The organism is Vibrio sp. Vb2131, assembly GCF_033338535.1.
GTDB lineage: Bacteria > Pseudomonadota > Gammaproteobacteria > Enterobacterales > Vibrionaceae > Vibrio > Vibrio alginolyticus.
Map to the genome: position 1 here is coordinate 23,413 of NZ_JAWOSW010000014.1, position 12,732 is coordinate 36,144.

The 12,732-nt window shown below is 43.4% G+C and carries 9 protein-coding genes; 4 read left to right on the top strand and 5 right to left on the bottom strand.

The features are described from left to right. Positions 1–5 precede the first annotated feature (5 nt). From htpG to hemH, 3 genes are all read left to right on the top strand, one after another. On the top strand, positions 6–1,910 hold the full coding sequence (gene htpG, locus R7E38_RS15330) for a molecular chaperone HtpG (protein WP_053303298.1): 1,905 nt from the start codon (positions 6–8) through the stop codon (positions 1,908–1,910). A 320-nt stretch (positions 1,911–2,230) separates the two neighbouring features. Continuing rightward, positions 2,231–2,875: an adenylate kinase gene (adk, locus tag R7E38_RS15335; RefSeq protein ID WP_005382094.1), complete on the top strand. Its 645-nt coding sequence runs from the start codon at positions 2,231–2,233 to the stop codon at positions 2,873–2,875. A 167-nt stretch (positions 2,876–3,042) separates the two neighbouring features. After that, positions 3,043–4,005 (top strand): ferrochelatase, encoded by a 963-nt coding sequence (gene hemH / locus R7E38_RS15340; RefSeq protein WP_017819956.1) that lies wholly within the window; start codon positions 3,043–3,045, stop codon positions 4,003–4,005. A gap of 49 nt (positions 4,006–4,054) precedes the next feature. Here the strand turns inward: hemH and R7E38_RS15345 are convergent, their stop codons facing one another. After that, the gene (locus R7E38_RS15345; RefSeq protein ID WP_005382097.1) at positions 4,055–5,443 is read right to left on the bottom strand and encodes a peptide MFS transporter; all 1,389 of its coding nucleotides are present in this window, start codon (positions 5,441–5,443) and stop codon (positions 4,055–4,057) included. A 333-nt stretch (positions 5,444–5,776) separates the two neighbouring features. On the opposite strand from R7E38_RS15345, the gene rfaH reads away from it, so the two are divergent. Next, positions 5,777–6,277 carry a transcription/translation regulatory transformer protein RfaH gene (gene rfaH, locus R7E38_RS15350; RefSeq protein WP_005382098.1) on the top strand — a complete coding sequence of 167 codons (501 nt, stop codon included), beginning with the start codon at positions 5,777–5,779 and terminating at the stop codon, positions 6,275–6,277. A gap of 115 nt (positions 6,278–6,392) precedes the next feature. Here rfaH and asnB read toward each other — a convergent pair whose 3' ends face one another. The 4 genes from asnB to nagA form a co-directional block, all read right to left on the bottom strand. Then, entirely contained in the window at positions 6,393–8,057 is a 1,665-nt protein-coding gene (gene asnB, locus R7E38_RS15355) for an asparagine synthase B (protein WP_005382100.1), read from the bottom strand. A gap of 230 nt (positions 8,058–8,287) precedes the next feature. Continuing rightward, positions 8,288–9,877 carry a cation:proton antiporter family protein gene (locus R7E38_RS15360; protein ID WP_005384981.1) on the bottom strand — a complete coding sequence of 530 codons (1,590 nt, stop codon included), beginning with the start codon at positions 9,875–9,877 and terminating at the stop codon, positions 8,288–8,290. An 81-nt stretch (positions 9,878–9,958) separates the two neighbouring features. Then, complete coding sequence (gene nagC / locus R7E38_RS15365; RefSeq protein WP_005382105.1) at positions 9,959–11,173, bottom strand: DNA-binding transcriptional regulator NagC; 1,215 nt, start codon at positions 11,171–11,173, stop codon at positions 9,959–9,961. A 2-nt stretch (positions 11,174–11,175) separates the two neighbouring features. After that, on the bottom strand, positions 11,176–12,312 hold the full coding sequence (nagA, locus tag R7E38_RS15370; RefSeq protein WP_318081856.1) for an N-acetylglucosamine-6-phosphate deacetylase: 1,137 nt from the start codon (positions 12,310–12,312) through the stop codon (positions 11,176–11,178). Positions 12,313–12,732: the final 420 nt, after the last annotated feature.

Here is a 12,732-nt window from a genome sequence, read left to right on the forward strand (position 1 = left end):
CACACATGAGCGAAACCGTATCTCAAAATAAAGAAACTCGTGGTTTTCAATCAGAAGTAAAACAACTACTGCATTTAATGATCCATTCTCTTTATTCAAATAAAGAGATCTTTTTGCGCGAGCTGATCTCTAACGCATCAGATGCATCAGACAAACTGCGCTTTCAGGCGTTATCTAACCCAGATCTATACGAAGGTAATGCAGACCTTTGCGTGAAGCTGTCGTTTGATGAAAGCGCAAATACCTTAACCATTTCTGATAACGGTATCGGTATGAGCCGTGATGATGTGATTGAGCACTTAGGAACAATCGCAAAATCTGGAACAGCCGAGTTTTTCTCAAAGCTATCTGAAGAGCAGAGCAAAGACTCTCAGCTTATTGGTCAGTTTGGTGTTGGTTTCTACTCGGCATTTATCGTTGCTGACGCCGTTACCGTGCGCACTCGCGCTGCGGGTCTAGCCGCTGATGAAGCGGTACAATGGCACTCAGCGGGTGAAGGTGAGTACACCATCGAAAACATTACCAAAGAGTCACGTGGTACCGACATCATTCTTCATATGCGTGAAGAGGGTAAAGAGTTTTTGAATGAGTGGCGTCTACGTGACGTTATCAGTAAGTACTCTGATCACATCGGCATTCCTGTTTCAATCCAAACTGTCGTTCGTGATGACGAAGGCAAGGAAACAGATGAGAAAAAGTGGGAGCAAATCAACAAAGCCCAGGCACTGTGGACGCGTAACAAATCTGATATTTCAGAAGAAGAGTATCAAGAGTTCTACAAGCACGTATCACATGACTTTGCCGATCCCTTGGTCTGGAGTCATAACCGTGTAGAAGGTAAAAACGACTACACGAGCTTACTATACATCCCATCGAAAGCACCTTGGGATATGATGAACCGCGACCACAAATCAGGCTTGAAACTGTACGTACAGCGCGTATTCATTATGGACGATGCAGAGCAATTTATGCCGTCATACTTACGCTTCGTACGTGGTTTAATAGACTCAAACGATTTACCGCTAAACGTATCGCGTGAGATCTTACAAGACAATAAAGTGACTCAGTCTCTACGTAATGCTTGTACTAAGCGCGTGCTAACGATGCTTGAACGTATGGCCAAGAATGACGAAGAGAAATACCAATCATTCTGGAAAGAGTTTGGTCTTGTGATGAAAGAGGGCCCTGCGGAGGACTTTGCAAACAAAGAGAAAGTTGCAGGTTTATTGCGCTTTGCCTCAACTGAAGTGGACTCTTCTGAGCAAACTGTGGGCTTGGCGTCTTACGTTGAGCGCATGAAAGAAGGTCAAGATAAGATCTACTACTTGACGGCAGACAGCTATGCAGCTGCGAAAAACAGCCCTCACTTAGAACAGTTCAAAGCGAAAGGCATTGAAGTTATTTTGATGTACGACCGCATTGATGAGTGGCTGATGAACTACTTAACTGAGTTTGATGGTAAACAGTTCCAGTCAATCACTAAAGCTGGGCTTGATCTAAGTCAGTTTGAAGATGAAGCAGAAAAAGAGAAGCAAAAAGAAACCGAAGAAGAGTTCAAGTCGGTTGTAGAGCGCACGAAGTCTTACCTAGGCGATCGTGTGAAAGAAGTTCGTACCACCTTCAAACTCGCATCTACGCCTGCTGTTGTGGTAACGGACGATTACGAAATGGGTACTCAAATGGCGAAGCTTCTTGCGGCAGCTGGTCAAGCTGTGCCGGAAGTGAAATACATCTTTGAGCTAAACCCTGAGCACAAATTGGTTAAGCGTATGGCTGACGAAGCCGATGAAGAAGCGTTTGGTCGCTGGGTTGAAGTTCTGCTTGGTCAGGCAATGCTAGCGGAGCGAGGCTCTATTGAGGATCCAACAGAGTTCTTAGGAGCCGTTAATCAACTTTTGACTAAGGTGTAATAACCTCTGCAAATCAAAAAGCTCGCATTTCGCGAGCTTTTTGTTTGTTGTCGCAAAATTTTGCATCTCAAGTGCTGAGTTAATAATCAATAGGGCGTGAAAGAGGGTACTGTTAACATTCTTTAGTCTTAATACACTCTTTGCTCAGAGAACCTGTGATAGAATCTGCGACTTGAATGTGAGTAATAAGGCGTGTATTTTTGCTCGCCTATATACGTTATACCGAAACTTATCGTTGCAGGTGCTTCTCAGGTTTGATGTCTAAGAGGTCAGCTATTGTGAGCTTCGGTATAAATCTTAAATATTAAAGAGGATAAATCATGCGCATCATTCTTCTAGGTGCTCCAGGTGCAGGTAAAGGCACACAAGCAAACTTCATCATGGAAAAATACGGTATTCCACAAATCTCTACTGGTGATATGCTTCGTGCTGCTATCAAAGCAGGTACAGAGCTTGGTAAACAAGCTAAAGCTGTTATTGACGCTGGTCAGCTAGTTTCTGATGAAATCATCCTTGGTCTTATCAAAGAGCGCATCGCTCAAGAAGACTGTGCAAACGGTTTCCTACTAGATGGTTTCCCACGTACTATCCCTCAAGCTGACGGCCTAAAAGAAATGGGCGTAGACGTAGACTACGTTATCGAATTTGACGTTGCAGACGATGTAATTGTTGAGCGTATGGCTGGTCGTCGTGCTCACCTTCCTTCTGGTCGTACTTACCACGTGGTTTACAACCCGCCTAAAGTGGAAGGTAAAGATGATGTAACTGGTGAAGATCTTGTTGTTCGTGATGACGACAAAGAAGAAACAGTACGTGCTCGTCTAGGTGTTTACCACGAGCAAACTGCGCCGCTAATCAACTACTACGGCAAAGAAGCTGAAGCAGGCAAGACTAAGTACCTTAAGTTTGATGGTACTAAGCAAGTAGCTGAAGTTAGTGCGGATATCGAGAAAGCACTATCTTAATTTGCTGAAGTCAAAAATTTAATATTTTGATATATTGAAAGCGGCCCAAGTGGTCGCTTTTTTTAGTTTACTCGTAAACATATATCTAATTAACTTCAGCTCGGCTATTCGTTACTTCGAGGTTACTTAAATATATGAACCAAGCCGTTTACCATGAATAGGATGTTATGAAAGAGAATAATAAACAGGGTGTACTCCTAGTTAACCTGGGAACTCCTGACGCACCAACCGCTCCTGCCGTAAAGCGCTTTTTAAGTCAGTTTCTTCATGATCACCGAGTGGTAGACATGACTCGATGGCTTTGGTGTCCACTATTGCACGGCGTTATCCTTCCTATCCGAGCTCCTAAAGTTGCCAAACTCTATCAATCAGTATGGATGGAAGAGGGCTCGCCGTTGATGGTGTACTCTAAACGCCAAACTGAAAAGTTAGCACAAAAGCTTGATATACCTGTAGAGCTTGGTATGACGTATGGTAACCCAAGTTTACAATCAGGCTTTGAAGCCCTATTGGCGCAAGGCGTTGATGAAGTCATTGTTTTACCTTTGTATCCGCAATACTCGGGCACAACAACGGCAGCGGTTTCTGACGGAATCACTAAAGCATTTAAAAACCTGCCTGTGATGCCGGGCTTTAGCTTTATTCGTGATTATTACAATCACCCGAAATATATTGAAGCGTTAGCGCATTCAGTTCGTGAACATTGGCAAAAGAATGGCCAGGGAGATTACCTGCTGTGTTCTTATCATGGTATTCCAAAACGCTATGCTGACAATGGTGATGTTTACCCACAGCATTGTGAAGAGACGACTCGCTTGCTTGGGGAAGCGTTAGGTTTAAGCGAACAACAAATTGGCATGACGTATCAGTCCCGATTTGGGAGAGAAGAGTGGCTTCAACCTTATACCGATAAGACCCTAGAAGCACTTCCTGCAAAGGGTGTGAAAAATATTAATGTTGTGACCCCTGCATTTTCGTCAGATTGTTTAGAGACGTTGGAAGAGATCTCGGAAGAGTGTAAAGAGATTTTCCTTGAAGCTGGTGGCGAAAACTTTACCTACATCCCTTGTTTGAACGATAGTGAACTTCATATCGAGATGATGGTTGAGTTAGTTCAATCTAAACTTTAGATACAAAAAAGGGTCGCAATAGCGACCCTTTCTACGTTTAGTTGAGCGATCAAGCAACTTGTACTTGCTGCTCTTCTACTTGCTCTGCCGTGCTGTGCGTATTTTCAGCGCCATGCATCCAGCGAACGAGTGTATTAGAGAATAGGAGCAAAATTACGCCACTTACGGTTGCGCTGACCGCAATACCACTAAAGATAGCCATAGCGCCTAACTCGCCTACGTGAGAGCCCACATAGCCCGCAACATAGTTAGCAATCGCATTACAGCCAAACCATGCACCCATCATAAGTGAAGCTAAGCGAAGCGGTGCTAATTTAGTTACCAATGAAAGACCAATTGGTGATAAACACAGCTCGCCTAATGTGTGGAAGAAGAAAGCGCCGACCAACCATAACATCGATGTTTTTACTGTTGTATCTCCACCTTGTTCTAGCACTGCGCCAACCATACAAAGGAAACCAATCGCCAAGAAAAATAGTGCCATCGCAAATTTCACTGGCGAAGTAGGTTCACGTTTACCCAATTTTACCCAAAGGACAGCCAGAACTGGCGCTAGAGTAATAATGAAAAATGGGTTTAGTGATTGGAACCACGCAGCAGGAACTTCGAAACCACCAATCATGCGATCAGTATATTGTTGAGTGTAGATGTTCATCAGACCACCAGCTTGTTCAAAGCCTGCCCAGAAGACAATAGTGAATAAGCTCATGACCAGAATTACTTTTAGTCGATTCACTTCTTCTTTGGTGAGTGGCTGCTTCGTGGTGGCGTTTTTGTTGTTTAGATCTCGTTTCGCCGCTGGTTCACGACCAATATCACCAAGCCATGATTGAGCCAGTACCATTTGCATCACTAGGCTAACCAGCATACCCACACCAGCGGCAACAAAGCCTGCTTTCCAACCGTAAGAGGTTGTCACAGAGCCAGAAACGACGCCGGCAAGTAATGCACCTAAGTTGATACCCATATAAAAGATAGTGAATGCGCCGTCACGACGGTTGTCACCTTCTTGATAAAGGTCGCCAACCATGGTTGAGATATTTGGCTTAAAGAGACCGTTACCAGTGATAAGTAGGCCAAGACCTAAATAGAAACTGTGTAGCGAACCAATACCTAAAGCATCAGCAGGAAGTGCAAGAGTAAACTGGCCGATGGCCATTAACGCGCCACCAAGCAAAATTGAGCGACGTTGACCTAAATAGTTATCTGCTAGGTAACCACCGATAAGAGGCGTGATATACACAAGCCCTGTGTATATGCCGTATAGGTCTAATGCGTCTTTGGTTGACCAGCCAAGGCCGCCATTCATTGTTGTATCGGTGAGGTAAAGCACGAGAATGGCACGCATTGCGTAGTAAGAAAAGCGTTCCCACAGTTCAGTACCGAACAATAAGAACAGGCCACGTGGATGACCAAAATATTGATGTTGGTTTGACATAAGCTCTTCTAATAATAGTTATTACATTTTTTAACGACTTCTACGTATACAATGCAATTCAACGAGTGACAAATAATAAAATTTTGCCATTCAACTATTTTTGTTTGTTAAGTGGCTGTTTTTGATTGGATTTGCAGATTATATGATGGTGTATTGGTTGTGTTACAAACTTAATTTCCATTTTTGCCTATGGACTTCTTTATCGTAAGTTGCTGAAAAATGTCGTTAATGCGAGCGATGTATAATCATACTTTTATAGATAAACTGAATATCAATGACTCAACTTTGGCTTAATGCTAGGATAAAAACAAAATAGAATTGGCTAGTAAAAAGATGAAACGTTGGTATCTACTTTATTGTAAACGTGGGGAGCAGGTTAGGGCGAAACAACACCTTGAAAATCAAGGTGTAGAGTGCTTTTATCCAACTGTAGAAGTTGAGAAGATTTTGCGCGGTAAAAGACAAAAAGTCGAGGAACCGCTGTTTCCTTGTTACGTATTCGCTTACTTTGATTATGAGCAAGGGCCAAACTTCACCTCAGTCCGCTCTACTCGAGGTGTTGTTGACTTTGTGCGTTTTGGTGCTCAACCGAAAGAAGTTCAAGGTGACTTGGTCTTCGAATTGATGCAGCTAGAAAAGTGTTGTAATGACAATACCGTTTCTGAATGTATGCCAAAACCAGGCGATCAAATTAGAGTTAAAAGCGGTCAATTTGCGGGCATAGATGCCATCTTCCAAGAACAAGATGGTGAGAAACGCTCAATTATGCTAGTTCAGATGATCACCAAGCGTGTGCCTGTCAGCATAGACAATAGTGATTTAGATTTAAAATAGCCTAATTCCATCAAACATAAAAAGAGGTGCAAAAGCACCTCTTTTTGATCGTATCTAATTTTTTGTCTGTTTTAAAAGGGTTGGACGAACCAACCCTTATCTTTATCGTAGAGAATTAGTATGAGTCGTTGTGAACGGTCTGTACTGCACGACCTGATGGGTCAACACAGTTTTGGAACGATTCATCCCATTCAATCGCCTTCGCTGAAGAACACGCTACTGAAGGGCCTCCTGGTACACACTCTGCTGCTGATGGAAGTGGGAATAACTCTTCAAAGATTTCACGGTACACGTAGCCTTCTTTTGTCGTTGGCGTGTTGTATGGGAATCGATATTGAGCTGTTTCCATCTGCTGGTCTGTCACTTTCTGTTCTGCTACTTCTTTCAGCGTATCGATCCAGCTGTAGCCAACGCCATCAGAGAACTGCTCTTTTTGACGCCATGCGATCGATTCTGGCAGGTAGTGCTCGAAGCACTCACGAAGGATGTGTTTCTCCATTTTACCGTTGCCACACATCTTGTCTGCTGGGTTCAAGCGCATTGCTACATCAATGAACTCTTTATCTAGGAAAGGTACGCGTCCTTCAACTCCCCATGCTGCCAGCGACTTGTTAGCACGAGCACAGTCGAACATGTTCAGAGCAAGCAGTTTACGCACAGTCTCCTCGTGGAACTCTTTCGCGTTTGGCGCTTTGTGGAAGTAAAGGTAGCCACCAAAGATTTCGTCAGCGCCCTCACCAGACAATACCATCTTGATACCCATCGCTTTGATCTTACGACCCATTAAGAACATAGGTGTTGATGCGCGGATAGTCGTCACGTCATACGTTTCAATGTGGTAAATCACGTCACGAATCGCGTCCAAACCTTCTTGAATCGTGTACGTCATTTCGTGGTGAACGGTACCAATTTGGTCGGCAACTTCGCGAGCTGCTTTCAGGTCAGGCGCGCCTTCTAGGCCAACAGCAAAAGAGTGCAGTTGAGGCCACCAAGCTTCAGACTTTTCATCATCTTCAATACGCATCGCTGCAAAGCGTTTTGCTACCGCAGATGTAATAGAAGAATCTAGACCACCTGAAAGAAGCACACCGTAAGGCACGTCAGTCATTAGTTGGCGTTTAACAGCCGCTTCTAGCGCTTCCGTCAATTCTTCTTTGCTAGTGCTGTTACCTTGTACTGCTGCGTACTCGTTCCAGTCACGAACATAGTAACGTGTTGGCTGAGTATCTTTAGAGCTGTAGTAGCTACCAGGAGGGAATTCACTTACTGTTTTACATACTGGAACAAGAGCCTTCATCTCTGATGCCACATAGTAGTTACCATGCTCATCGTGACCTTGATAAAGAGGGATAATACCAATATGGTCACGGCCGACTAAATACTCATCTTTTTCTTCGTCGTAGAGCACAAAAGCGAAAATACCGTTTAGTTCTTCAAGGAGATCTGCACCCATATCTTGGTAAAGTGCAAGAATGACTTCACAGTCTGAATCGGTTTGAAATTCGTACTTTCCTTCGTAACGAGCACGAATTTCTTTATGGTTGTAGATTTCACCATTGACGGCAAGGATGAGCTTCTTATCAGGGCTGTATAGCGGCTGTGCACCACTATTTAGACCAACAATCGCCAAGCGCTCGTGCGCTAAAATAGCACGCTCTGAAGAGTAAATCCCAGACCAGTCTGGGCCACGGTGACGAAGTTTTTTCGACATCTCTAATGCGATAGGGCGCAATGCGGCTGCATCGCTTTTAATGTCTAAAATGCCAAATACTGAACACATACTACATCCTTACTAAACTAAACAATTTCTAATCGGTATGGTTTAAATTTGCCATTACTAATAAAAAAAGCAACGTTTTGTGATTAAAAAAATGATAAAAGGCCTTGTTGTATGGAAAATATTTAACTCAACCGTTGTTTTGGTGAATGAGATCAAGGTTTGGTATAAAAACTATACAAAAAAGGCTTTCTATTAATAGAAAGCCTTTCAAAAAATATCAGTGCTGTTGCTTATTTAATTGGTGTGAATTTAGGCTGAAGTTGTTTACAGACGTGTCGAGCAAAACCGCTACCAGCTTCACTATATATATTGAATGCTGCGTCAACGCCATTTTCAAGTAAGCCTTCCAATTGATCTGGGTATTCGGCGATAGCGGCAATTTGCCCCTTATATTTTCTGCGTTTAAGCTGCTCAAGTGCTGTTTGGTTACCTTGATGATGTGGCATTGCAAGCAGAACCAGTTTTACATGACCTGTATCTAAAATTCGCTCCCAGAAATCCGGGTCGGTGGCATCACCAGAAATCACATTTCTTCCTTCTGAACGATGATGATGTGCAGCGTCTTCACGAATTTCTATACCCAATGAAATTTTGCCATAGCGTGAGCGTAGCTCATCATAAGCGCCCGTTCCAATACGCCCCATACCTAAGATCAATACTTGGGCATGACCTGGGTTGATGAGTTGGTCGCGTTGATTGAGCTTTTCTACCGCTGTCTCTTGCAGCCACTTACCTGAATGTTGATAAATTTTATGGCTAAGGCGGTTAAGTGGCGCGGAAATTACAAAGGATACCGACACCGCAACCGCAATCGCAGCAAGCATATCACTTGGCATCCAGCCCATTTTATAGGCCAACCCTGCAACAATAAGACCAAACTCACTGTAGTTAAATAGTGATAAAGAGGCGAGCAAAGAGGTACGTACTCGAAACTTAAAATGATTAATAGTGACGAAGTACAAGAGTCCTTTGATTGGTAGCAGTAAGATAAATAGCAGGGCGAGAACGACGCCATTCACGCTCAATGAGGCGGATAAACCAATGTTTAAAAAGAAGCAGACTAAAAAGAGCTCCTTCATATTGAATAATGACTTGGATAGTTCTGAGGCTTTTGGGTGACCTGCGAGTAGCATGCCTAAAATTAGCGCGCCCAAGTCTGGTTTCATCCCGACCAACTCGAATAGCCCAGCACCGACAACAAGCGCGAAGAAAATACCGAATAGCACCAGCATTTCGCCGTGGCCAACTTTATCGAGCAGCTTATAGAATAGGGGACGAAGGAAAGGCAGTGCGAACAAACCGATGGCATACCATTCTGGGACTTTTCCGGTTGAAGCAGTCAGGAATACTACGGCAAAAATATCTTGCATAACCAAGATACCGATCGCGAGTGTGCCGTAGGTCGCGTTCATTTCGCCTTTTTCTTGCAATGCTTTTACGGCAAAAACGGTACTAGAGAACGATAGTGCAAAAGCTAAAAGCAGGATTTGGCTGCCGTCCATACTGGCTAGCGAAGTCAAGCCCAGTAGTTTTAAGCCGGATAACGCTAGGGCAAAAAAAGCGGTAGAGAGTATGTTGTGGGCGGTTGCCCCTCCCCATATTTCTTTGGACAGCAGGGTTTTTACATCGAGTTTGAGTCCAATAGTAAACAGAAGAAGAGTAACACCAAGATCTGCGAGAGTGACGATAACGTCATTGCTTTGGTAACCAAATGCATGCAAGCCAAATCCAGCTAGTAGAAAACCAACGAGGGGAGGGAGGCTGCATTTAAGCGCAATAAAACCAGCTAAAAAAGCGGCTGTAATTAGAATAATTTCCATACTGTTAAGCTGTATTCCTGATATACAAAAACGGGCTGTGAAAACACAGCCCGAGATTGTAACTCAATTGGTTGTATAAACTTAGTCTTCCAGTAACTTTTGTAACAAAACTCCGTTTAGCATAGCGCGTTTAATCATCGCAAATGCGCCCATCGTTGGCTGCTTATCAATGTGAGAAGCCACGATAGGGAGGTCGTTATGGAAAGTTTTAAGAGATTGATTCTCTACGTTGCGTTGAATTGCAGGGAAAACAATATCTTGTGCTGCAGTAATATCGCCAGCAATTACAATTTTCTGTGGATTAAATAAGTTAACCGTAATCGCAATCGCTTTACCTAGCTGGTTGCCCACTCGCACTAAACTCTGTTTCGCAAGTTCATCACCATTCATTGCGTGCTGACATACCGCTTCAATTGTGATGTTTTCAAGGTCGGTTAAGCTTGATTCGTATCCTTGAGTAATCAGTTGCTTCACTCGTTGAATAATCGCTGGGTTTGCAGCTACGGTTTCTAAACAGCCAAAGTTTCCACATTGGCATTGCTCACCAAGCGGGTCAATTTGGATATGACCAATTTCACCGACGTTGCGGTTAAAACCAAGAAAAACCTGGCCGTTAACGATAATACCTGCGCCAGTACCGCGGTGGACGCTAACCAAAATAGAATCCTGGCAGTCTTGGCTTGCTCCAAAGTAGTGCTCAGCCAACGCCATGCCACGTACGTCGTTGCCAACAAAGCATGCTGTATTAAACTTCTCTCCAACAATTTCACCGAGAGCAAGATTATCGATATCGGTATTAGGCATGTATTCGACCACGCCAGTTGTTGGGTTAACAAGGCCCGGTAAAGTGATGCCGATAGCGATGAGTTGATCAATTTTGTCTTCGCATCGGCTTACGAAATCTTTTAATAAATCGATAAGTCCTGCGATTAAGTCTGCTTGGTTAGTGTAGTGCAGTTCATGCTGATCTTCTGCCAGCGCGGTACCACCTAAATCGTATAAACTGAACTGTACGTAATCTCGACCTAAGCGAACGGCAATCGAATGAAAAGGTTTGACTTCAGTAGTCAAAGAGATCGCACGACGACCACCAGTTGAAGCTTGTTGGGCGACCTCCTTAATAAGGCCGCGCTCTAAAAGTTGGCGGGTTATTTTGGTAACACTAGCAGGCGCGAGCTGACTCACGTCCGCGACTTGAATACGGGAGATAGGACCTTGCTGATCAATCAGCCTATATACCGCAGCGCTGTTAAGCTGTTTTACTAAATCTACATTACCAATCTGTCCGCCATTCATGCTTAATTTTGCTCGTATTGTCCGTTAACAACCGTCGCTTTTACTTTAAAGTCACGATCGAAAATAGTCAGGTTTGCAACCATCCCTTTTCGAACTCGGCCAAGGCGATCCTCAACACCAATTGCTGTTGCTGGGTATAACGTGGCCATTCGTAGAGCTTCGTCTAAAGCGATCCCCGCGTGCTCAACTGAATTCTGAACTGCTTCAATCATTGTCAAAGCTGAGCCGCCTAGCGTGCCATTTTCATCAACACACTTACCATCTCGGTAATATACTTTCTTACCGACAAAAATAAAGTGATCAATGTTAGCACCTGCTGGAGCTGTGGCATCCGTCACCAAAACAAGCTTTTCACCTTTGATTTTATGAGCAATTCGGATGTTTGCGTAGTCGACGTGAAAACCATCAGCAATAATGCCAGCATAAACGTCAGGAGTATCGTAAATTGCACCAACAACTCCTGGTTCACGACCAACCATTGGTGTCATTGCATTAAAGAGGTGTGTAGCAAAAGTAATGCCTGCTTCAAAGCTTTTACGTGCTTCGGCGTAGGTTGCATTTGTGTGGCCAATTGAAACCACGATGCCAGCAGCCTTTAATCGCGCAATATGCTCTGGGTCGTTATGCTCAGGTGCTAGTGTTACTTTCGCTACGATATCGGCGTTTGCGCAGATAAGGTCGATCATGCTTTCGTCTGATGGGCGAATAAAATCGACGTTATGGATGCCTTTTTTCGCGACGTTAAGGTAAGGACCTTCGAGGTGTAAACCAAGCGATTGATTTTGATATTTGTTGTGGTACTCACGAGCTGCGGCAATTGCAGTTCGCATATCTTCATCAGATGATGTAATGAGTGTTGGCAGGAAGCTAGTACAGCCAGATTTGAGGTTTGCCTGGTGCATGATTTGCATGGTTTCAGGGGTAATTGCATCGTTTAGCATTACACCGCCACAACCGTTCAACTGCAGATCGATAAAGCCTGGACTTAGATTAGCGCCTGCAAGGTCTTTTACTTCGATGCTTTGAGGTAGCTCAGAAACCGGCACAATAGATTGAATAAGATCGTTTTTGATGATGACCGCATGATCGGTAAGAACATCACTACCGGTATAAATTTTACAGTTACTTAGCGCGTACATAGTCAGCTAGTCCTTATAGATGAGAATTCAATTTCTATATCGTTATCTAAGTAGAGACTGCTTCAGTCATATGGGTACTTAGTTTGTATCACTGAATTAGATAACGAGTCACATACAGCAAGTCGCGTTTTATCGATGTTATTGTCATAGTAACTAACTGAAAAGTAATAATTGTATGGTTTTTTATGATTCTTTTTCAGAGCAAAGTTACAGTGATTTACCCGCCTAGATACCAAAATAACACTGATTCTGCCTTGCATAAAGTGCGAGAATATTATCTTTAAAACGCCATTTTTTCGTATAATAAAATAAGTTTTATGATCTCGCTAGCAAAAACCTTCCGAAAGGGCAAATTGTGGTGATTATGATCACAAACGGTGAGCTTTTAATTTGCGGAGCAAAATTAATATCATAAACTTA